General features: G+C 34.7%; 27 protein-coding genes. 21 read left to right on the top strand and 6 right to left on the bottom strand.

Annotated elements, in window-relative coordinates:
* Positions 1-16: 16 nt before the first annotated feature.
* Entirely contained in the window at positions 17-919 is a 903-nt protein-coding gene (locus FH036_RS06740) for an aldo/keto reductase (protein WP_000442778.1), read from the bottom strand.
* 162 nt (positions 920-1081) lie between these two features.
* Here FH036_RS06740 and FH036_RS06735 point away from each other — a divergent pair, with 162 nt between their 5' ends.
* Positions 1082-2032: a CobW family GTP-binding protein gene (locus FH036_RS06735; RefSeq protein ID WP_139895551.1), complete on the top strand. Its 951-nt coding sequence runs from the start codon at positions 1082-1084 to the stop codon at positions 2030-2032.
* Positions 2033-2129: 97 nt separating this feature from the next.
* Here FH036_RS06735 and FH036_RS06730 read toward each other — a convergent pair whose 3' ends face one another.
* Together FH036_RS06730 and FH036_RS06725 are read right to left on the bottom strand one after the other, a co-directional pair.
* A complete protein-coding gene (locus FH036_RS06730) occupies positions 2130-2600 on the bottom strand; it encodes a GNAT family N-acetyltransferase (RefSeq protein ID WP_000172424.1) in 471 nt (156 codons plus the stop codon).
* A gap of 135 nt (positions 2601-2735) precedes the next feature.
* Positions 2736-3686 (bottom strand): metal ABC transporter substrate-binding protein, encoded by a 951-nt coding sequence (locus FH036_RS06725; RefSeq protein WP_001126173.1) that lies wholly within the window; start codon positions 3684-3686, stop codon positions 2736-2738.
* Between the two features lie 269 nt (positions 3687-3955).
* Here FH036_RS06725 and FH036_RS27010 point away from each other — a divergent pair, with 269 nt between their 5' ends.
* Positions 3956-4105: a hypothetical protein gene (locus FH036_RS27010; protein ID WP_000540927.1), complete on the top strand. Its 150-nt coding sequence runs from the start codon at positions 3956-3958 to the stop codon at positions 4103-4105.
* Between the two features lie 115 nt (positions 4106-4220).
* The gene (locus FH036_RS06720) at positions 4221-4880 is read left to right on the top strand and encodes an oxidoreductase (protein ID WP_001042754.1); all 660 of its coding nucleotides are present in this window, start codon (positions 4221-4223) and stop codon (positions 4878-4880) included.
* 29 nt (positions 4881-4909) lie between these two features.
* On the opposite strand, the gene namA is transcribed toward FH036_RS06720, so the two are convergent.
* Complete coding sequence (gene namA / locus FH036_RS06715; RefSeq protein WP_098227867.1) at positions 4910-5947, bottom strand: NADPH dehydrogenase NamA; 1038 nt, start codon at positions 5945-5947, stop codon at positions 4910-4912.
* A gap of 133 nt (positions 5948-6080) precedes the next feature.
* Here namA and FH036_RS06710 point away from each other — a divergent pair, with 133 nt between their 5' ends.
* The 6 genes from FH036_RS06710 (at position 6081) to FH036_RS06685 (ending at position 11099) form a co-directional block, all read left to right on the top strand.
* Positions 6081-6533, top strand: a complete 453-nt coding sequence (locus tag FH036_RS06710) for a methylated-DNA--[protein]-cysteine S-methyltransferase (RefSeq protein WP_000283894.1) — start codon at positions 6081-6083, stop codon at positions 6531-6533.
* 25 nt (positions 6534-6558) lie between these two features.
* Positions 6559-7542 (top strand): DUF2628 domain-containing protein, encoded by a 984-nt coding sequence (locus FH036_RS06705; protein WP_139895550.1) that lies wholly within the window; start codon positions 6559-6561, stop codon positions 7540-7542.
* Between the two features lie 236 nt (positions 7543-7778).
* Positions 7779-9440: a peptide ABC transporter substrate-binding protein gene (locus FH036_RS06700; RefSeq protein WP_044790756.1), complete on the top strand. Its 1662-nt coding sequence runs from the start codon at positions 7779-7781 to the stop codon at positions 9438-9440.
* Positions 9441-9498: 58 nt separating this feature from the next.
* Positions 9499-9915 (top strand): FosBx1 family fosfomycin resistance bacillithiol transferase, encoded by a 417-nt coding sequence (fosB, locus tag FH036_RS06695; RefSeq protein ID WP_000911692.1) that lies wholly within the window; start codon positions 9499-9501, stop codon positions 9913-9915.
* 14 nt (positions 9916-9929) lie between these two features.
* Entirely contained in the window at positions 9930-10475 is a 546-nt protein-coding gene (locus FH036_RS06690) for a short-chain dehydrogenase (protein ID WP_139895549.1), read from the top strand.
* Between the two features lie 12 nt (positions 10476-10487).
* The gene (locus FH036_RS06685) at positions 10488-11099 is read left to right on the top strand and encodes a phosphoserine phosphatase 1 (protein ID WP_000859179.1); all 612 of its coding nucleotides are present in this window, start codon (positions 10488-10490) and stop codon (positions 11097-11099) included.
* Between the two features lie 55 nt (positions 11100-11154).
* Here FH036_RS06685 and exsB read toward each other — a convergent pair whose 3' ends face one another.
* Positions 11155-11697, bottom strand: a complete 543-nt coding sequence (gene exsB, locus FH036_RS06680; protein ID WP_139895548.1) for an exosporium protein ExsB — start codon at positions 11695-11697, stop codon at positions 11155-11157.
* Between the two features lie 181 nt (positions 11698-11878).
* Between exsB and cotH the strand changes: the two genes are divergently transcribed.
* The 8 genes from cotH (at position 11879) to FH036_RS06640 (ending at position 19656) form a co-directional block, all read left to right on the top strand.
* Positions 11879-12955, top strand: a complete 1077-nt coding sequence (gene cotH, locus FH036_RS06675) for a spore coat protein CotH (protein WP_000937980.1) — start codon at positions 11879-11881, stop codon at positions 12953-12955.
* 104 nt (positions 12956-13059) lie between these two features.
* The gene (locus FH036_RS06670; protein ID WP_138322118.1) at positions 13060-13677 is read left to right on the top strand and encodes an NUDIX hydrolase N-terminal domain-containing protein; all 618 of its coding nucleotides are present in this window, start codon (positions 13060-13062) and stop codon (positions 13675-13677) included.
* A 104-nt stretch (positions 13678-13781) separates the two neighbouring features.
* Positions 13782-14384, top strand: coding sequence for an undecaprenyl phosphate transporter UptA (gene uptA, locus FH036_RS06665; protein WP_000881205.1), 603 nt, complete (start codon positions 13782-13784; stop codon positions 14382-14384).
* Positions 14385-14480: 96 nt separating this feature from the next.
* The gene (locus tag FH036_RS06660) at positions 14481-15860 is read left to right on the top strand and encodes a putative polysaccharide biosynthesis protein (protein ID WP_139895547.1); all 1380 of its coding nucleotides are present in this window, start codon (positions 14481-14483) and stop codon (positions 15858-15860) included.
* Positions 15861-16044: 184 nt separating this feature from the next.
* Positions 16045-16986 carry a magnesium transporter CorA family protein gene (locus FH036_RS06655; protein WP_000932394.1) on the top strand — a complete coding sequence of 314 codons (942 nt, stop codon included), beginning with the start codon at positions 16045-16047 and terminating at the stop codon, positions 16984-16986.
* Positions 16987-17184: 198 nt separating this feature from the next.
* Positions 17185-18081 carry a permease gene (locus tag FH036_RS06650; RefSeq protein ID WP_000418724.1) on the top strand — a complete coding sequence of 299 codons (897 nt, stop codon included), beginning with the start codon at positions 17185-17187 and terminating at the stop codon, positions 18079-18081.
* 3 nt (positions 18082-18084) lie between these two features.
* The gene (locus tag FH036_RS06645; protein ID WP_000488049.1) at positions 18085-18954 is read left to right on the top strand and encodes a TIGR03943 family putative permease subunit; all 870 of its coding nucleotides are present in this window, start codon (positions 18085-18087) and stop codon (positions 18952-18954) included.
* Between the two features lie 195 nt (positions 18955-19149).
* Positions 19150-19656 carry an acyl-CoA thioesterase gene (locus FH036_RS06640; RefSeq protein WP_000141167.1) on the top strand — a complete coding sequence of 169 codons (507 nt, stop codon included), beginning with the start codon at positions 19150-19152 and terminating at the stop codon, positions 19654-19656.
* Positions 19657-19782: 126 nt separating this feature from the next.
* Here FH036_RS06640 and FH036_RS06635 read toward each other — a convergent pair whose 3' ends face one another.
* Positions 19783-19869 (bottom strand): YjcZ family sporulation protein, encoded by an 87-nt coding sequence (locus FH036_RS06635; protein ID WP_000505094.1) that lies wholly within the window; start codon positions 19867-19869, stop codon positions 19783-19785.
* A 160-nt stretch (positions 19870-20029) separates the two neighbouring features.
* Here FH036_RS06635 and cls point away from each other — a divergent pair, with 160 nt between their 5' ends.
* The 4 genes from cls (at position 20030) to FH036_RS06615 (ending at position 22791) form a co-directional block, all read left to right on the top strand.
* Positions 20030-21214, top strand: a complete 1185-nt coding sequence (gene cls / locus FH036_RS06630; RefSeq protein WP_000680142.1) for a cardiolipin synthase — start codon at positions 20030-20032, stop codon at positions 21212-21214.
* 30 nt (positions 21215-21244) lie between these two features.
* Entirely contained in the window at positions 21245-21703 is a 459-nt protein-coding gene (locus FH036_RS06625) for a spore coat protein (protein WP_139895546.1), read from the top strand.
* A gap of 186 nt (positions 21704-21889) precedes the next feature.
* The gene (locus FH036_RS06620) at positions 21890-22069 is read left to right on the top strand and encodes a hypothetical protein (protein WP_001045960.1); all 180 of its coding nucleotides are present in this window, start codon (positions 21890-21892) and stop codon (positions 22067-22069) included.
* A 101-nt stretch (positions 22070-22170) separates the two neighbouring features.
* Positions 22171-22791, top strand: coding sequence for an NAD(P)-dependent oxidoreductase (locus FH036_RS06615; RefSeq protein WP_139895545.1), 621 nt, complete (start codon positions 22171-22173; stop codon positions 22789-22791).
* The last annotated feature ends 20 nt before the right edge of the window (positions 22792-22811 follow it).

The raw sequence follows: 22811 nt of genomic DNA, 5'->3' as shown, positions 1-22811 counted from the left end.
CTCTTCTTTTTGTGCATTATGGTACAGGATGTCCGTTAGAGCTTTCAAAAATTGTAAACCATTGTTGACGGTCTAAGTTAACTTTTGTAGCAAGAGCGGCCGTTTTAACACGATCTAATTTACCAGAGCCAACGATCGGCATCATATTAGCTGGATGTGCAAGTAACCATGCATACATAACAGTATCGATGCTAGTAACACCTAGTTCAGTAGCGACTTTTTGAACGGTTTCACGTACACGTACAGCGCGTTCTGATTGACCAGTAAAGATTTCTCCGCCAGCAAGAGGTGACCAAATCATTGGATTGATTCGTTTTTCCTGACATAAATCAATTGTTCCTTTTTCAAAATGCTCAAGCTGCAGAGCTGATACTTCAATTTGGTTCGTAATAAGCGGGAAATCTAAGTATGAACTTAACATATTGAATTGGGAAGGTAAAAAGTTAGATACCCCAAAATGACGAACTTTTCCTTCCTGTTTTAAGCGTGAGAACGCTTCTGCCACTTCATTTGGATCCATGAAAGGATCAGGACGATGGATAAGTAATACGTCAATATAATCTGTATGTAAATTTTTAAGTGATGCTTCTGCACTTTGAATAATATGTTCTGCACTAGTGTTATAGTGAGCAACATATCGCTCTGGAAATTTCGGTGATGGGGGAGCGATTCCACATTTTGTGATGATTTGCATGTTTTCACGTAAAGAAGGCTTTAGTTGTAACGCTTCTCCGAACAGTCCTTCACACGTATAGCCACCATAAATATCAGCATGATCAAAAGTAGTAATTCCCATATCCATACAATCTTCAATGAAAGAAAGTAATTCTTGTTTTCTCATATTCCATTCTGCTAAACGCCAAAAACCTTGAATAATACGAGAAAATTCTAGCGTTTCGGCCATTTGAACTCGTTCCATTATAGTACCCCCTTGATGAATGATTATTTTTGAAAAGGCTTTCTAACTATATATTATTATATAGTTAGAGGGGCGTACAAACAATAAATATGTTTTGCTACAAAAACGATTATTTCTATATGATATAATGTAGAAACATATAGCTATAAGGAGAGGTACAAAATGATTCCAGTAACAATATTAACTGGTTTTCTTGGATCAGGGAAAACGACATTATTAAATCGCATTTTATCAGAGAATCACGGTCAGAAATTAGCGGTGATTGTAAATGAAATCGGGCAAATTGGTATTGATAATCAGCTGATTATGAATGTCGAAGAAGAGATTATGGAGATGACGAATGGATGTTTGTGCTGTACTGTACGTGAAGATTTACTCGTTGCTTTAAAACAATTACTGGATGTAAAAACAGAAGGGAAAATGGACTTTGATGGATTAGTAATTGAAACGACGGGTCTTGCAAATCCAGGTCCTATTATTCAAACATTCTTTTTAGATCCTGTTATTCAATCTGCATACCAAATTAACGGTGTTGTAACAGTAGTAGATAGTTATCATATACATAAACATTTTGAAAAAGGACTAGAAGCAAAAGAACAAATTGCATTTGCCGATGTTGTATTAGTGAATAAGTTAGATTTAATTGAAGAGAGAGAAAAAGAACATCTCTTACATGAATTGCAAGGAATAAACCCGACTGCAAAGTTAATTCAGTCGACTAACTGTGATGTGGATATTCCATCGTTACTACAAATTCAAACGTTTAAAACGAAAGATACGTTACAAATTTATCCTCATACAGAGCATAATCATTTAGAAGGTGTAAAATCGTTTGTACTACGCGAAGAGCGTCCGTTAGATTTACAAAAACTAAATGAGTGGATGTCAGCTGTCGTTCAAGAACTAGGAGAATATTTATATCGCTACAAAGGAATTTTATCGATTGATGGAGTGGATAAACGTATCGTTTTCCAAGGCGTACATACGTTATTTGCTGCTTCGTATGATAGAGAGTGGCAAGAGGGCGAAGATCGAGTAAGTGAAGTTGTTTTCATCGGAAAAGATATTAATAAAGAATGGTTCCAAGCACATTTCGAGGAGTGTGTGAAATAAGTCTGCGCATATTGCAGGCTTATTTTTTGGATTAACTAAGCACTTTGTAGAAAAATGCTAGATTGCAAAAAATGAAGGATAATAAAAAAGCCTGTTTTCACAGGCTTGTATGTTCATCTAAAAGTAACTCCATTACAACACCTACAACAGGGCCTTCATCATCAATATCGCCATTTAAACGGAATCCAAATGATTCATATAATCCCATTGCAAGTTTGTTATCTGGATGTAAACTTAAATAAATTGTTTTACATTCAAATTTATTTTGTAAGAATTGAATGAGCAAGCGAAGGAACCGTTTTGCGTATCCTTTTCCTTGATATTGTTGGTCAATCATAAAGCGATCTAACCATACGCTTTTACGTTTTTCACAATACCATCCATACATTGCATATCCTACAAGTGTTTCTCCATCATATAAACCTACTGACGTTCCGTTTCCCTCATATAATGATTCTGCTAAAGAAAACGCATTGCTTTCAATAAATTGCTGCTGGTCTTTTGCGACGTTTAAAGCAGCTACCGAACGCCAATTTTTTTCTGTTACTTCACAAATGTGAAGAGTCATAATTCCAACTCACCTTCTAAATTGATATAGCTTGAAAGCTAATATGGATAATTTTACTTGTTATTTTGGTCAAGTCAAGCAGAAACACATAAAAAAGAAGCTGAATATCGTATTCAGCTTCTTATCAAAAGTTGGTTAGTTAGTAGCTTCTTTCAATGTGTTTACGTTTTCTTCCATTAAAGTGAAGTAATCTTTATTATTTTTCGCATCGTCTTCAGAAATAGTAGCTAAGTGATTTAAGCGTAAAATCTTTGTACCTGTTTCTTTTTGAATAACGGATGCTACTTTTGGAGTAGAAAATGTTTCAAATAAAATATATTTTAGATTATGTTCTTTTACTGTTTTTGTAATGTCAGCAAGTTGTTTTTGAGATGGTTCATCAGAAGCTGAAATACCGGCGATAGCAATTTGTTTCAGGCCATAGCGTTGTTCCCAGTATCCATAAGCCGCATGAGAAACTAAAATATCTTTCGTTTTTGCATTCGCAACTGCTGCTTTAAATTGATCATCTAAATCAGTAAATTTTGTTTGAAGTGCTGCAAAGTTTTTTTCGAACTCTTGTTTATGGTCAGGTTGTAATGCTACAAGTGCATTTTTAATTTTTTCTGCTTGTTTCATTGCTAGAGTAGGGTCTAACCAAATGTGTGGGTCTTTATCGTGATGATGTTCATCCTCTTTATGGCCGTCTCCGTGATCATGATGCTCTTCTTCAGTAGAAGTACGCAGTTCAATACCTTTTGATGCATTTACAATTTTAACGTTTTCTTTTTGTAATGTTTTTTCCATTTTTTCAGCAAATGGTTCTAATTCAGCACCGTTATAAACGAATAAATCGGCTTTTGCAACTTGTACTGTTTGTTTCTGACTTGGCTCAAATGTATGAGAATCGGCACCAGGCGGATAAATTGCTTCAACAGTTACATAGTCGCCACCAATTTTTTTTGCGAAATCTGCAAGAGGAAAAATAGTTGTATAAACAGTTAGCTTTCCGTCTTTCTTGGCATTACCTTCTTTTGTATTTGAGCAGCCAGTAAAAATTAAAGTGAAAATAAGTAAGAATGAAAATATAGTCAATCTTTTAGGCATGAAGTTCTCCTCTTTTCTTTTTTTACGGATATATTTTCCCCAATTATAGAAGAAAAATATCATTTTAATACAAAACGGAATAATTACGTTTTAGTTTGCGAACTTAGTATAATACATCTTTTATAAAGTTGCAATAAATAATAATCATTCCGATTTGATTTTGTTATAAAGTTGTCAAATATAGATGTGTTATTTTTGCAAATACATGCATATGTGACAACGCAGTGTTCATATATATATGAAAGGAGGGTTTAGAGGGGGATGAGTGTTTGGGTTACTTAATGGAAGCTATTTTATTGATATTAGCGGTAGTACTACCATTAGCCGTAGTCTTAATTTTTTTAAGAAGATTAATAAGTAATTTAGGAGATGCATCAACCGTAACAAAATTACGAGAGAAAGATGAGAAAAAAGAGTGAGTAAAGCACTATGCGTACGCATAGTGCTTTACTTGTGGTAAAATGAGAGAAGGAAACTCCTAAAAGTTGTATGTTACTAAAGGAGAGAAAAGTAAAATAAGAGGTATATGCATATATGAATAAGCGAACAGCGTTAGTACTTGGTGCAAGTGGTTTAGTTGGGCAAGAGATAACGCGTCTATTACTTGAATCAGATTACTACGATTCGGTTACTATTTTTGTAAGAGAACCAATGCAATGGCAACATGAAAAGTTACAGCAAAAGCAAGTAGATTATTTGGCATTAGAGGAATATAAAGAGTTCTTTGCTGTAGATGACGTATTTAGTTGTCTAGGAACAACAATCAAAAAAGCAAAAACGAAAGCTAATTTCAAAAAGGTAGATTATGAATATACGTTACGAGCGGCTTGTTTAGCTGAAAAACAAGGGGTGCAAAATTTCCTTGTTGTGTCCTCAATGGGAGCGAATCCTAAATCGTTTTTCTTTTATTCACAAGTGAAAGGAAGAATGGAAGAGGAATTGCAAAAGTTAGTAATTGGTGGTATTCACATTTTTAGGCCATCTTTATTAGTAGGAAATCGACAAGAATTTCGCTTTGGTGAAAGAATGGCGGAAAAATTATCTCGTATGATTCCTTTTATATTTAAAGGAGCCTTCAAAAAGTATAAACCAATTTCCGCTAAAGATGTGGCGAAAGGGATGTATATAACTGCATTGCGAGAAGAATCAGGTATCCACATTTATAATTCGAATGAAATTACAACGATAGAATAAATAAAACCGAGAAGAAAAGCTTCTCGGTTTTATTTATTTGTACTGATTTTCCCAGGCGCTCGCTCGTATTGATACGGTTCTTCTAATTCTAAGCCAAGTTCATTGGCGGCTATTCTTGGGAAGTAAGGATTGCGAAGTAACTCACGTCCGATAAAAATTAAATCTGCTTCGTTATTATTTAAAATTTTCTCTGCTTGTGCCCCGGTCGTAATCAATCCAACTGCACCAGTTGCAATGTTAGCATGCTCTTTAATATGTTTAGCATATTGTACTTGATACCCAGGATAAACATCGATGCGCGCAGGTACAACAGCCCCAGAGCTACAATCGATTAAATCCACTCCTTGTTCTTTCATCCATTTTGTATATTGTACATAATCTTGAACTGTTAACCCGTCAGGATGATAATCATTTGCTGAAATACGAACAAATAACGGTCCGTTCCAAACCTCATTTATCGAGTCAATGATTTCCCGTAAGAAACGATATCGATTTTCAGGTGAACCACCATATTCATCAGTCCGCTTATTGGTAAGTGGAGAAAGAAATTCATTAATAAGATAACCGTGAGCACCGTGTATTTCAATAACGTCAAATCCAGCTTGTTTGGATCGTACTGCAGCTTGCTGAAAAGCTAATACAGTATCTTTAATTTGGTGTTTGCTCATTTCTATTGGCATTTTCATTGTTTCATTAAATGGAATGGCTGAAGGAGCTAACGCATCTGTTTCTAATTCTGCTTTTCTTCCAGCATGAGCGAGTTGAATGGCAGCTTTTGCACCATTATCGTGTATAAAAGTTGTCGCTTTATGTAAGCCTTCAATTAAACTGTCATCCCAAATGCCTAAGTCTTTATTTGAAATTCGACCTTCAGGTAACACCGCTGTTGCTTCAATCATAACTAAACCAACTTGACCAGCAGCTCTTGTTCCATAATGAATAAGATGGAAATTCGTTACTTGGCCATCCTCGTTTTTCGATGAATACATGCACATAGGTGACATAACAATCCGGTTTTTTAATGTAACGTCTTTAATTGTATAAGGTGAAAAAAGTTTGTAATTCATCCAATAGCCTCCTAGATTGAATTTTCTTACATTGTATCATTCTCGTTTTTGTTTCTCGAATAAAACGCTTATACGAAAAATTTTGTCTATTCGTGTTACAATAATGAATATGAATTGAATTGGAGGATGACATATGTACCAAGCTTATTATGAAAGTGAATTAGGCTTGCTAGAAATTACAGCGAACGATAAAGGAATTACGTCTGTTATATTTGTTGATGAGAGACAAGAAGAACATACAAATGAAATGATAGATCAATGTATAAATGAGCTCGATGAATATTTTAAGGGGAATAGAAAAGAGTTCACAGTCCCGTTGTCTCCTGAGGGAACAGCATTTCAAAAAAATGTATGGGATGCGCTCTATACGATTCCTTATGGCGTAAGTGCTTCATATTTAGATATTGCAGAGAAAGTCGGAAATACGAAAGCTGTACGAGCAATAGGAGGAGCAAATAGTCGCAATCCGATTTCAATAATCGTTCCGTGTCATCGTGTAATAGGAAAGAGCGGAAAACTTGTTGGGTATGCGGGCGGTTTATGGAGGAAAGAGTGGTTATTAAAACACGAAGGTATTTTGAAATGACGTATGGATGGGAAGAGGGATTGTTTTGAAATGTATAAATTGTGGGCAACTTTGCGAGGGAAATCAGTTAAATTGTGAAAGTTGCCAGCGGACTTTGCATACTGAACAGGGTGAAGGAAGTTCGCTAATAGACAAGGAATTAGAAGTATATGTAGGGAGACAATATCCGTATTACAAAAGGAAATGGGAGCTTGAGGAAAAGCGGATTGCTAGGTGGAGCTGGAATGGTTGGGCAGCTATTTTCAATGTAGGTTGGCTCGGATATCGTAAGTATTATTTACCTGCAGCTTTATTTGTAGTGTTATTATTAGCGTGTGATGCGTTTTCTTATTATATGGGCTTCAACGTAGCATTGCCGATCATTAATATGGTGCCTCTTACGTTTCTATTACTTGTTTTTATTTTATTTGGAATGGCGATTTTTGCGAATGGATTATATTATCAATTTGCAGAAAGGCGTATATATCGAATAAAAGCAAGAGAAATTCAAGATGGATCGGTTGAAAAGTACCTCATTCGTGATAGTGGTGGAACGAGTAAAATGGGAGCAACAATTGTTACGATTTTAGCGGTTGCTAGTATTTTTATCAGCCATTTCTTCTTCCCGACTGATCGAGATATTATTCAAAAAGTTCGTACAAGCTCTCTATATGAATATCCGTTCTTTTCAATTGGTGAATCGTTTGAAAATTATTTTAGAAATCCGGGTTGGACATATTATCGTGGCACTGAAGGATTAGAATTGGTAGAGTTCCAAGGGGATAGTCCGGATATGCCAAGGAAAAAGGTTACGATCCAATTTGTTGTTGATTATAAATTGGGTGAGATTGAGCCATACTCACTTATGATTAATGGCGAATCTAAAAATGAGGAAGAATTTTTAAAGATAATGGACGAAATATTTAAAGTTCAAAATCCATTTGACATAGAGGATGGATTACAAGTAAAAGAAAAAGAAGTGGATAGTAGAGCTCTCTATCCGCTTCTTTTTTTGTATATACGAAAATAATATTTGAAATAATCTGAATCTTTTGTATAATAATATGTATTATACTGGCTTTCATTTATCCCGCTTTAATGGGCAGTAAGACTCCCATCTCAAAATTCAGTGGAAGCAAAGAAGTTAGGTGGGGGGGGCAACTGCCCATAAAAGCCCGATTGGTTCAACTAATAATCAGTGGGGGATGAAGAACCCCCCCACTGATTAAAGTTTCACTTTATATATATAGATTGGGGGAAGGAACAATGAAGAGAAAGGCAACAACGATTGCTGCAGTTGCATTATCGACTAGTGTATTAGTTGCAGGTTGCGGAAATGGGGAGAAGGCATCTACAACGAAGAAAGAAACAGGTAAGGGGGCAGCAGATAAGCAAGTATTAAACTTACTAGAAACAGCTGAAATTCCTTCAATGGATACGTCAAAATCAACAGACTCTGTATCATTCCGTGCCTTTGTAAATGCAATGGAAGGATTATATCGTTTAGATAAGGATAATAAACCAACTCCAGGTATGGCAAAAGACGTGAAAATTAGTGAAGATAAAAAGACATATACATTTGAATTACGTGATGCAAAATGGTCAAATGGTGATCCAGTTCGAGCGCAAGATTTTGTATATGCATGGCAACGTACATTAGATAAAGCAATGGCAGCTGAGTATGCATTTATTTTATTTGATGTGAAAAATGCACAGAAAGTAAATAAAGGAGAGTTACCGTTAGATCAATTAGGAGTGAAAGCGAAGGATGATAAAACGTTAGTAGTAGAATTAGAACAACCAGCACCATATTTCCTTGAGCTTACTTCATTCCCAACATTCTTCCCTTTAAATGAAAAATATGTGAAAGAACAAGGAGATAAATACGGATTAGAAGCAGATAAATTATTATATAATGGACCGTTTACGATGAGTGAATGGAAACATGAAAGAAGTTATCAGTTAAAGAAAAATCCTAATTATTGGGATAAAGATACTGTGAAGTTAGAAGAAATTAATGTGAATATTGTAAAGGAAACAAGCACAGGAGTAAATTTATATGATAGTGATCAAGCGGACCGTGTTATTTTAACTTCTGAATTTGTTGATAAATATAAAAAGAATAAGCCAGATGAATTTAAAACGAAGTTAGATCCACGTATGTATTTCTTACGATTTAACCAAAAAAATGCAACGTTTAAAAATCAAAAGGTTCGTGAAGCAATTGACCTAGCATATGATAAAAAAGGAATTGCAAATGTTATTTTAAATGACGGATCACTGCCAGCATATTTCTTAGTACCTGAAAAATTTACGACAGGACCAGATGGGAAAGATTTCCGTACTGTAAATAAAAATTTCCGTGACAGTAAAGATAATGCAGCAAAAGCGAAAAAATTATGGGAAGAAGCAAAGAAAGAACTTGGCCAAGATACAATTACAGTCGAATTACTAAATGATGATAACGGTAGTCGTAAAAAAGTAGGAGACTTTATTAAAGAAGAGTTAGAGAAAAATTTACCTGGTATTAAAGTGAATTTAAAACAACAGCCATATAAGCAGAAGTTGGATTTAGAAAAGAAATTTGAATATGAATTCTCTTTATCTGCATGGAGTCCAGATTATCCAGATCCAATGACTTATATTGATATGTTTGTTACTGGAAGCTCATTTAATGAAATGGATTATTCTAATCCAAAGTATGATGAGTTAGTAGCGAAATCAAAAGGAGAACTATTAAAAGATGATAAAGCACGCTGGAATGCACTTGCAGAAGCGGAAAAAATCTTAATTGGTCAAGATGCTGCCATTTCTCCTACGTATCAACAAAGTACCGCATACTTAGAGAAACCATACGTAAAAGGTATTGCAAATCATACGTTTGGTGGGGACTTCAGTTATAAATGGGCATATATTACAAAAAAATAGTATAATAAAAGATGAGTGAATTTTCGCTCATCTTTTATTTGTATAGGAGGAATTAGAGTTGTTAAAAGGAATCAATCACCTATGTTTTTCAGTATCTAATTTAGAAGATTCTATTACATTTTACGAAAAAGTATTGGAAGGAGAATTATTAGTTAGAGGAAGAAAACTTGCATATTTTAATATATGTGGAGTATGGATAGCGCTTAATGAAGAAATACATATTCCAAGAAATGAGATTCATCAATCTTATACGCATATTGCGTTTTCTGTTGAACAAAAAGACTTTGAACGTCTACTACAGCGATTAGAAGAAAACGATGTTCATATTTTACAAGGAAGAGAACGGGATGTAAGGGACTGTGAATCTATATATTTTGTTGATCCTGATGGCCACAAATTTGAGTTTCATTCAGGGACATTGCAAGACAGGCTTAATTATTATAGGGAAGATAAACCTCATATGACGTTTTACTAAGGGGGCAAAGAAAGTTGCATGCGCTAGTAATTGGTGGAACAGGAATGTTAAAGAGGGTGTCTATGTGGCTTTGTGAGCAAGGGTTTCATGTTTCTATTATTGGAAGAGATGAAGTGAAATTAGAAAATGTTAAACGAGAGAGTGCTATACCAGAAAATATCACATGCCTTCCGTTAGATTATCATAATGATGACGATGTAAAGTTAGCTATTAAAAACACAATTGGGAGGAATGGCCCAATAACATTGGTTGTCGCATGGATACACTCAAGTGCAAAAGATGCGTTATCACTTATTTGTAGAGAATTAGACTTGTCGTCTGAAACATACGATGTTTTTCATATTTTAGGCAGTAAAGCGTCGAGAATAGCCTCGCACAAAATAGGGGGTAAGCGATGTAGCTATCATAGAATAATTTTAGGTTTTATATTAGAAGATACATACGCAAGATGGCTTACTCATGAAGAAATATCGGATGGGGTAATAAAAGGAATTGAAAGTAAATGTGATGAATGGATTGTAGGACGAGTAGAACCGTGGGAATTACGGCCAACATGGTAAGGGGGAATTGAAGTGAAGACAACGGTATATGTAACAAGGCATGGTGAAACGGAATGGAATGTAGCGAAGCGAATGCAAGGGCGAAAAAATTCTGCTTTAACTGAAAATGGTATACTGCAAGCTAAGCAATTAGGAGAGCGAATGAAAGATTTATCTATTCATGCGATCTATAGTAGTCCGAGTGAAAGAACCCTTCATACTGCAGAGTTAATAAAGGGAGAACGTGATATACCGATAATCGCGGATGAGCATTTCTATGAAATTAGCATGGGTATATGGGAAGGACAGACAATTGATGATATAGAAAGGCAATACCCAGACGACATACAGTTATTTTGGTATGAACCACATCTTTTTCAGTCAACATCAGGAGAAAATTTTGAGGCTGTTCATAAAAGGGTAATTGAGGGGATGCAGCTTCTTTTGGAAAAGCATAAAGGAGAAAGTATATTAATTGTCTCCCATGCGGCAGCAGCAAAATTACTTGTAGGACATTTTGCGGGTATTGAAATAGAAAATGTATGGGATGATCCGTTTATGCATAGTGCTAGTCTAAGTATAATAGAATTTGAAGATGGTGAAGGTGAAGTGAAGCAATTTGCAGATATAAGTCATTTTCAATAAAGCGGGATAAACGTAAAAAAGGCCGCAAAACGGCCTTTTTTTGTAGGCATAAAAACTAGCAATTACGTTTTTTATACCAAAAGTGATCAAATTTCTTGTGTTTGCAAGATGGGAATTTATGTCTGCCACCTGTGCAGTCGTTCCGTTTATTTCCATCATCACACGAATCGTCGCAAGAGCCACCGTGTCCATTAGGGAAGAATTCGCATTTTTTACAGTAACATCGTTTTGTCCAGTAAAATTTCTTTTCAAAGCGTACACATTTTGTAACGAACGTACAATGCTTTCTGCGAGTGCGTTTTGTAACTAACACACATTCTTTTCTACGTGTTACTTTCGTAACGAACGTCCATTTTTGAACGCGCACACGCGTACATTTCGTAACAAATGTCCACTTTTTAACATGCGTACATTTTGTAACGAACGTACAATGTTTCACGCGAGTACATTTTGTTGTAGGGCAGTTACAATCTTCGCTACACTCTATTTTTGTAGTGCAATCATCATCACAATCAAACGTACTTGGATCTTGATGTAAGAAATCTTCCATCCCCGCACTTTTGATTTCCTCAACAGCTTTTCTAATATCACGTTTCATAGAAATCCTCCTTATCATGTATTCAGGTGAAAAGGTATTCTTTTTCATTAACAGGATATGTATATAGGTATCTTTCTGAACAGGACAAGAGTGTAATTTTATATAAATGGTTGATAGCGGATGTATGGACAAGGCAAAGTGCATACATTGAATGAAGAGAACTGAGAAGGGATGTGAAAATATGCTACCTTCATATGATTTTTTTATTCATCCAATGAACCTAGTGGAATTGAAAAAAGACATTTGGTCAGACAGTCCAGTGCCAGCAAAATTAACTTATGGAAAAAAGAAGTATGACATTGATATCGTATATCGGGGTGCTCATATTCGTGAATTTGAGAAGAAATCTTATCATGTTATGTTTTATAAACCGAAAAAATTTCAAGGTGCGAAAGAGTTTCATTTAAATTCTGAGTTTATGGATCCGTCTCTCATACGAAATAAATTATCTTTAGACTTTTTTCATGATATTGGTGTACTTTCACCGAAATCACAACATGTGTTTATAAAAATTAATGGTCAAATTCAAGGTGTATATTTACAGTTAGAATCAGTGGATGAAAATTTTTTGAAAAATAGAGGATTACCGAGTGGTTCTATTTATTATGCGATAGATGATGATGCGAATTTTTCTTTAATGAGTGAGAGAGATAAAGATGTTAAGACCGAGCTTTTTGCAGGTTATGAATTTAAATATTCGAATGAAAATAGTGAAGAACAGCTGAGTGAATTTGTATTTCAAGCGAACGCTTTGTCAAGGGAAGCTTATGAAAAAGAAATTGGAAAGTTTTTGCATGTAGACAAATATTTAAGGTGGTTAGCTGGCGTCATTTTTACGCAAAACTTTGATGGTTTTGTTCATAACTATGCACTATATCATAACGATGAAACGAACTTATTTGAAGTGATACCGTGGGATTATGATGCGACTTGGGGGCGAGATGTACAAGGGAGACCACTTAATCATGAGTATATTCGTATTCAAGGTTATAACACATTAAGTGCAAGATTGTTAGATATACCTATATTTAGAAAACAATACCGAAGTATTTTAGAAGAAATATTAGCAGAACAATTTACCGTTTCATTTATGATGCCGAAAGTAGAAAGTTTGTGTGAATCGATTCGTCCTTATTTACTACAAGATCCATATATGAAAGAAAAATTAGAAACATTTGATCAAGAAGCTGATATGATTGAGGAATATATAAATAAAAGAAGAAAGTATATACAAGATCATTTACATGAATTGGATTAATTTTGAAAGAGATTGGAACATTATCAATCTCTTTTTTTGTATAATAAAGATGTATTGGTAGAATTGACGTAATATGTACTTAATAAAGAATGGGGTGTGGAAACATGACAGTAAAATGGATTGAGTGGGCAAAACAAATACAATCTATAGCTCAAGCGGGTTTAACGTATTCTAAGGATGTGTATGATATAGAACGTTTCCAACAATTACGGGATATTTCCATTTCGATGATGTCACATTACACTAAGACAGATTGGGAAGTTGTAGAGAAGTTATTTGCAAGCGAGACAGGCTATCAAACACCTAAAGTCGATATAAGAGCAGTCGTTTTTCAAAATGAAAAGTTATTATTTGTGAAAGAAAAAAGTGATGGAAAATGGGCACTGCCAGGTGGATGGGCTGATATCGGCTATACGCCGACAGAAGTAGCAGCAAAAGAAGTTTTAGAGGAGACGGGGTTTATAGTAGATGATTTTAAGCTACTCGCTATATTTGATAAAGAAAAACATCAACCATCGCCTTCAGCAACGCATGTATATAAAATTTTTATTGGCTGTAAAATTATTGGTGGTGAAAAGAAAACTAGTATTGAAACAGATGATGTGGAGTTTTTTGGTGAGGATGAACTGCCTAATTTATCGATTGCTAGAAATACAGAAGAGCAAATTAAACAAATGTTTGCCTACATAAAAGAACCTCAGAAAGAAATAGTAATAGATTAATAATGCGTATGTCGGTGATATTGTCGGCATGAAGATATTGGCAGAATGCAACCTTTATGTAATAATGGGATGGTATGTGAAGAAAAAAGGAGATAGAAAATAAAATGTTAGCAAGCATAATAGATCAGTTATTGCAATTTTTTGCAAGTTTAGGTTACTTTGGAGTAGCACTAGCTTTAATGATTGAAATTATCCCGAGTGAAATTGTACTTTCGTATGCTGGCTTTTTAGTCGCAGATGGTAAAATTAGCTTTGTTGGTGCAGTTATTGCTGGAACAATCGGTGGTACTTTAGCCCAAATCTTTTTATACTGGCTTGGATACTACGGAGGACGTCCAGTTGTAGAGAAATATGGGAAATATCTGCTTATTAATAAACACCATTTAGACATAGCAGAAAATTGGTTTAAGCGTTACGGAGCAGGAGTAATCTTTTCGGCACGTTTTATCCCAGTCGTACGTCATGCAATTTCTATTCCAGCAGGATTAGCTAAGATGCCATTAAAACTATTCACACTGTATACAGTAGTTGCGATTATTCCATGGTCAATACTATTTATATATTTAGGTGAAAAGCTTGGTGGAAATTGGCGACATATTAAAGAGTATGCATCTGATTACACACATTACATAATTATAGGAGCGATTCTCTTTATTGCTCTATACTTCGGTTTAAAGTATTTCAAAAAGAAAAAAGCGGCACGTTAAAGTCAATGATTTTTCATTGGCTTTTTTGTTTGTTTCGGTTCTAAAAAAAAGGAGTTGTCCATAATGTGTAATAATAAAGCGTAGCGGAGGAATGTGATGAAAGGGTCACCGTTTATACGTGGAACGATATTTTTAACAATGGCAACGATGATATCTAAAATGTTAGGGTTTATATATGTTATACCATTTACAGCTATGGTCGGTACGAGTGGGTACGTGTTATACACGTATGCATATCGTCCATATACGATTATGCTCAGCATTGCGACGATGGGATTACCACTTGCGGTTTCAAAGATGGTATCAAAATATGATCAACTAAATGATTATCATACGGTTAAGAGAGTGCTGAAAAGTGGAATGGTGTTTATGTTTATAATGGGAGTTATTTCGTGTTTTACGTTATATATGCTAGCTCCGCATTTGGCTAAACTTGTAATCGATGGAAATGATCAAACGGGGAATAGTGTAGCGGCGGTCACTACTAATATTCAAATTGTCAGTTTTGCGTTAATACTTGTACCAGTAATGAGTTTATTAAGGGGCTTTTTTCAAGGGTTCCAATCGATGGGGCCTTCTGCTCTAAGTGTAGTTGTAGAGCAATTTTTTCGGGTATTAACCATTTTGATAGGAAGTTTTGTCGTTTTATATATTTTAAAAGCCTCTATCTCACTAGCTGTTGGTATTTCAACATTCGGTGCTTTTATGGGAGCGATAGGTGGACTCACTGTTTTAAGTGCGTATTACATAAGGAGAAGAAAGCACTTAAAGAAAAAAGAAATGGCAAGTATACCACAAACAACGAAATCTTTTTTCTCACTCTATAAGGAGCTCTTTACATATTCAATACCATTTGTTGTGGTTGGTTTAGCAATTCCGTTGTATCAGACGATTGACACATTTACAATTAATAAATTGCTTATACAAATGGGATATATGCAAGGAGAAGCAGAGAAGATTAATGCAATAATTGGACTTGTTCAGATGGTTGTACTTATCCCAGTTTCCGTTGCGACCGCTTTTAGTATGTCACTCGTACCTGAGATGACAAAAGCTTATACAGCAGGAAATGTGAAGTTACTGTACAAACATTTTACGAGGACGAATCTATTAGTAGTAGGTATTACGATACCCGCGGCAATTGGAATGATGGTGTTAGCAAAACCAGTGTATACTCTTTTATTTGGTGCCGGAAATGATCCGGGGATGGGAAGCGTTATTTTACAGTATTACGCTCCTGCTTGTATACTATTTTCGCTTTTTACAGTAACGGCTGCAATGTTGCAAGGAATTAATCAACAACAGAAAACAGTGTTAGGGTTAGTGATTGGCATTATTGTGAAGATAGTTTTAAATATTGTATTGCTTCCGTATTTTGATTATGTAAGTTTTATTATTTCAACATACGCTGGTTATACGATTTCAGTTGGCTTTAACTTGTGGATGCTTTCTAAATATGTTATAAAGGCAACATAAGCTTTTTAAGGCAGAGAGCACTCTGTCTTTTTCTTTGTTTATAATATTTTTCTTGTAAAAACGTTTTCAAAATAATTTTTCTATTGAAATTTAAACGTATGTTTCATATGCTGAGAATGGCGGTTCAAAAACTGTTGTTTAAGAGAGGTAGATTCCTACATGTAAAAAGAATCGGGGTGATAGTATGTTAAATATTTATTTAACAGACCGAAACGGAAAACTACAAGAGGTTGAGGAAATGCAAAAGGGTTGCTGGATTAATGTACTTCATCCAACGGAAGAAGAAATTCAATATCTAGTACAAACTTTAAATGTGGACTTAGATTTCATTAAAGACCCTTTAGATGATGAAGAACGCTCTCGTATTGAAAAGGAAGACAATAATACTTTAATAATTGTGGATATTCCAACAGTTAGACATGATGAAGAAGGAAATTCGATTTATGACACGATTCCAATAGGTATGATTGTAATGCCAGATTGCTTTGTGACAATTTGTTTAGAAGAAAATCCAATTTTTGAACGTTTTATTAATCAACGTATTAAAGAATTTTATACGTTTAAAAAGACACGCTTTGCACTTCAGCTCTTATATACAATTTCTACTTATTATTTAAGATACTTAAAGCAAATTAACAGAAAAACAATTGATTTAGAGCACCAATTAAATAAATCGATGAAAAATAAAGAGATTTTCACATTGCTAGGCCTTGAAAAAAGTTTAGTTTACTTTACAACATCATTAAAGGCGAATAAAATTGTAATTCAAAAATTAATGCGTAACAGTACATTTTTAAAAATGTATGAAGACGATCAAGATTTATTAGAAGATGTATTAATCGAAAATAAACAGGCGATTGAAATGGCGGAAATATATAGTCACATTTTAAGTGGAATGATGAATACTTTTAGCTCCGTTATATCAAATAATTTAAACAGTGTTATGAAGCTGTTAACGTCTATTACAATCATATTATCATTACCAACGATGGTCTCTAGTTTCTTTGGAATGAACGTAAAGGTTCCGTTTGAAGGTGAGGCTCAAGGTTTTGTAATTGTACTTATAATATGTGCAACATTATCTTGCGCTTTAGCATTTGTATTTTGGAAGAAACGTTACTTTTAACGGTAAGAAAGCTGCTCTAGCATAGTTGCATAACTGCGCTAGAGCAGCTTTTTTGCTATGAAATCGAAAGTTTCGAATAGAATAAAACCTATAAAATGTAATGTATATGAGAGGGCTGAATTCCGTATAAGTCTTGTTCAATTCATAAAATGGGGTTAAAATTACATATTGTTAATGAAAAGTTGGAGGAAATACATCATGGAATTGTTTCAATTACCGAAAGCATTCCTGCAAATGAATACAATCTTTATCTCCATATTGATCGAAGCACTTCCTTTTGTGCTCATTGGTGTATTTATTTCAGGATTCATTCAAATGTTTGTGACAGAAGATATGGTAGCAAAATGGATGCCGAAAAATCGATTTCTGTCTGTTTTAATGGCTACTTTTTTAGGGATGATGTTTCCGGGCTGTGAATGTGGAATCGTTCCGATTGTTAGGCGATTAATCGGAAAAGGGGTTCCGCCATATGCTGGGATTGCATTTATGTTAACTGGGCCAATTATTAATCCGGTCGTATTATTTGCAACATATGTTGCCTTTGGAAGTAGTATGCACATGGTATGGTATCGTTCTATTGTAGCGATTATCGTAGCAATTATCGTTGGAATTATATTATCATTTATGTTTAAAGAACATCAATTACGAGATGATCACTTCCCAGAAGTGAATCATAAGCGTCCATTACGTAAAAAAATGTGGGATGTATGTACGCATGCTGTTGAGGAATTTTTCTCGATGGGAAAATATTTAGTATTAGGTGCGTTAATTGCAGCGGCAGTTCAAACGTTCGTACAAACTTCAACACTACTTGCTATAGGGCAAGGGCCGTTCTCTTCACCTGCTGTTATGATGGGACTTGCTTACATTTTATCACTTTGTTCAGAAGCAGATGCGTTTATTGCTTCATCATTCCAAAGTACTTTTTCAACAGCATCACTTGTCGCGTTCCTCGTATATGGACCGATGGTGGATATTAAAAATATGTTTATGATGCTTGCGACATTTAAAACGAAATTTGTAATTGTCGTTACAGTTACAGTTACACTTGTTGTTTATGCAAGCTCACTACTCATTTATGCGATGGGGTGGTAGGTTATGTTTCGAGCATATATATTATTAGGTTTTACAATCTTAATCGCGCAGCTTCATATTTCAGGTAATATTACGAAGTATATCAATATGAAGTATGCCTATTTATCAACAACAGCAGCTATTATTTTAGGTTTCTTAACGATCGTTCAAATTATTATCGTTTTCCAAAAAGAACATGAGAAAGAACAAGGAAAACAGGATTGTAGTTGTGATCATAGCCATTGCGGGCATGACCACTCAAAAGATGAGAATACATGGTGGAAAAAAGTATTTTCGTACACATTGTTTTGTTTTCCGATTGTTTCAGGATTATTTTTCCCGATTGCAACGTTAGATTCTGATATTGTTAAAGCGAAAGGGTTTCACTTTCCTGTTGCACAAGCGGAAAGTACAGATCCATTTATGAGAAGGCAATTTTTAAGACCTGACACGAGTATATACTACGGAAAAGAAGGATACCGTGGTGTAATGGAGAAAGGGAAGAAAGAGTTTGTAACGAAAGATAGTGTTACTTTAAATGATGAAAACTTTCTAAAGGGAATGGAAACAATTTATAATTATCCTGGCGAATTTACTGGGAAAAAATTATCATTTAAAGGTTTTGTTTTCAAAGATGATTCTTCTAAAAAAGAACAATATTTCTTATTCCGTTTCGGTATTATACATTGTGTAGCAGATTCGGGTGTATATGGTATGTTAGTGAAAAAACCAGAAGGGGTAGAATGGAAAAACGATGATTGGATTCAAATAGAGGGAGAAATTTCTACTGAATTTTATCAGCCGTTCCATGCGAATATTCCTGTTTTAGAAGTAACGAAATGGAATAAAGTTGAACAGCCGAAAGAGCAATATGTATTTAGAGGAGCCGATTGATCACATCGGTTCTTTTTTATGGACTAAGAGTTCTGAATGTTGTTAATATTAAATGAGTAGTTGTAATAGGCTCATACTGTTCAAGTGTGAATGGGGAAGGGAACTCTTGCCAAACTTCTTTGCTCTAGCCGAATTTTGTGGTGGGATTCTTATTGTCTACAAATAGCGGGTTAAATAATTAAAGAGGTGATAACAATGACTGAAGTAAAGGGAAAAACAGCTAATGAGTCCAGAGTGTTTAAAACGAGCCGAGTATTTCCAACAGATTTAAATGATCACAATACGCTATTTGGTGGAAAGATATTAGCCGAGATGGATATGGTTGCTTCTATTTCAGCAACGAGGCATGCAAGAAAAGAATGTGTCACAGCCTCTATGGATTGGGTAGATTTCTTACATCCTGTTCGCTCTTCAGATTGTGTTAGTTATGAATCCTTTGTAATTTGGACGGGTAGAACTTCTATGGAAGTATTTGTGAAGGTAGTAGCGGAAGATTTAATTTCAGGTGAGAAGCGTATCGCAGCAACGTCTTTTGTTACTTTTGTTGCACTGAGTAAGGAGAATAATCCAGTTCCTGTGCCGCGAGTAATCCCTGAAACAGAGGAAGAGAAAGAATTGCATCGCATTGCAGTGTTACGTGCAGAACAACGTCATATACGTAAGGCAGAGAGTAAGAAAGTAGCTACATTACTAACTTTTTGAATTGAATATTTAGTTGTTAAAGGTATTATAACAGAGCGAAATGTTCTTCATATGAAAAGCGGACACCTAAAAATAGGTGTCCGCTTTTATAGTTTTTCTATCCGCATATCATGTGACAATAACTACTTAGCAGAAGCAAGCAGCACCGACGATGATTAAGAGGATAAATAATACGACTAATAGCGCGAATCCATTACCATGTGCGAAGCCCATTGTTATTTCCTCCTTTTATTTTAAGATACAACATACAATATGCAAATGAGCTATCGTTTGATATGGACATATATCATGCAATGACATATTTTCTTGAATGATATTGTATTAAAAAAGGGAAGATATAGAAATAACAGTAAGTGGAGAAAGGAAAATATCCATGAAACACTTTTTCGTTGTAATCCTTTGTGTAATAGGTGTATTCATTTGGATGAACATCGATGTGGAAATGGGGAAAAAAATGGCTAGTGAATATGAAGTAGGACAAGTTCGATTAGGTGAATTTCAACTGTATACGAACGGTGAAGAGTTATATACGAATTTATTTGAGGATATACGTAATGCGGAGAAGTACATATATATCCATTTTTATATTGTAGGTAAAGATGAAATAAGCAAAGAGTTTTTGCAGTTGCTCGAGAAAAAGGCATCTAGCGGAGTAGAAGTGAAATTGTCAGTCGATCGAATAGGTGGATATAAGCTGAAGAAAAAGGTAATTCGTCAACTACAAAGCAATGGTGTCCAGTTTACGTTTAGTAAAAAACCTAAATTGAAACATTTATTCTATTCGTTGCATCAGCGAAATCATAGACGAATTGTTACGATAGACGGAAAAGTATCATATATCGGCGGCTTTAACATCGGAAAGGAATACCTTGGACAAGATCCGAAATTTGGCCAGTGGCGTGATTATCATGTGCGAGTTAAGGGGAATGGTGCCACGGATATGGAAAGAAAATTTGCTGCTGACTGGAAAGAAGATACGGGAGAAAAAATGCCTGTACATGAAAGTCTACCTGCAATTGGGAATGTAAAATATCAATATTTATTTTCAGATGGAAAAGGGTTATGGGAAAAATATGGAGCGTTTTTAAAGCAGGCTAAAAAGTCTTTAATTATTGCTACACCATATTTTGTACCAAGTAAAGAAATGATGAAAGAGTTAAAAGGTGCATTAAACCGCGGTGTCAATGTGAAAATTCTCGTACCATTTAAAAGTGATGCAGTATTGTTAAAACAAGCTGCCTATCCGTATTTGAGAGAGATGAACCATGCTGGGGCGGAGATCTATCAATATCGGAATGGTTTTTTTCACGGGAAAGTAACAATCATTGATGGAGAAATTGTTGATATAGGTACAGCGAATTTTGATAATAGAAGTTTTTATTTAAATTGTGAATCTAATTGTGTCGTATATGATAAAACAGTTGTTGCTGACGTATGGGATCGACTAAAAGAAGACTTCCATAAATCAAAAAGATTTTCGGAAGAAGATTTTGAGAAAATTAGTAAATGGGATTGGTTTTTAGCAAGAATAGCAAATGTTATAGCATCATATTTATAGCATATAGACAAAAAGTAGGGAGGCACTTTCATGGATTGTATGAAAGAATTGATGAGGTATAGTTATATGCTTATATATAAGGTTGGGGAGTATACAGGACAGGTAAGAGACGAAGAATTAAAGGAGCTATTACAGCATCATTTACCATATATGTTGCAAGCATATAATGAACAAGTGAATTTTCAAGAAGGAGAGAATGTACAGCATATAACTTGTGAACCAATTTTATTTCATTTTCATGAAATGGAAAAGGAAACTGATAGTAAATATACAGGTGATATTTATATTGCAACTTGTTATATTTCGCATTTGAAACGGTTAGCGTTAAAGTTTGCTCAAGTGGCAGTTGAAGTTGCAAATCCAGAATTTCGCTCGTTTTTAGAAAACTGCTTCCTGAAAATGAATCGTTATGCCTATAGTGTATGGCAATATGTCGTGAAGAAAGAGTATAAGATTAAACATGTATATGAAAATGAGAAGTTTGCATAAGAGACTAAGGCGGAAAGATAGGCGCCTTAGTTTTTTACTTTTCGTGGAGAAAAATGACTATATGTACATAGTTATTATCAGAAAATTTACAAATATTTACCGTTTATTTACTATTTTTCAATCTTTCCTTTAAAAATAGAGAGTAATATGGGATTGTACATATTCTATCAAAAGGAGGAAACGCAAATGAACAAATGGGTTAAATCATTAACTGCTATGGCACTTGCAAGTTCTTTATTAATGGTAGGTTGTAGTAAAGGTGAGGACAAGAAGAAAGAAGACGATACAACAACACAACAAGAGGATAAAAAGGATAAAGAAACAAGTGGAACTGAGAAGTCTACGGATTCTAAAGAAAAGAAATAATGTAATAATAGAGCTTCCTCTTTTATGTGAGGAAGCTTTTTTGTTGTAAATTGATTGAGATTATTGAAAAATAGAGAAAGAATGAAAGAGGGGGAAAACAAATGAAAGTATGTATATTGGGAGCAACAGGGCGAGTAGGTTCAAACATAATTAAATTAGCATTAAAAGATTCAGCAGAAGTGACTGCATTAGCGCGTGATTCAAGTAGAGTAGAAATAAATCATGAAAGATTACGAGTTATAGAAGGTAATGTATTAAATGAAAATGATATAAAGAAAGCGATAGAAGGAAGCGATATAGTAATTAGTGCACTTGGAACGGATCAAAATGGGACGTTAGCGAAGAGTATGCCACAAATTATAAAGAAAATGGAAGAAGAAGGAGTTCGTAAAATCATTACAATAGGAACAGCCGGTATTTTACAAGCAAGAACAAATCTAAATTTATATCGTTTTCAATCAACGGAATCAAAGAGAAAGTCGACAACAGCAGCAGAAGATCATTTAGCTGCATATAAGATACTTAGTAGTAGTAATTTATGCTGGACGGTCGTTTGTCCGACGCATTTAATTGACGGTGATGTGACAGGTATATATCGAACTGAAAAAGATGTATTACCAGAAGGAGGAGAAAAAATAACAGTTGGTGATACAGCGCAATTTACGTGGAATCTGTGTAGTGAAAACCAATATGAGAATAGCCGGGTAGGTATTTCCTATTAAAAAACCATCCCGAAATTGGG

Source organism: Bacillus sp. CD3-5 (genome assembly GCF_006349665.1).
In the GTDB taxonomy this organism is placed as follows: Bacteria; Bacillota; Bacilli; order Bacillales; family Bacillaceae_G; genus Bacillus_A; species Bacillus_A paranthracis.
Note: the sequence above shows the minus strand (reverse complement) of the source record. Positions and strands in the feature narration are given on the sequence as shown.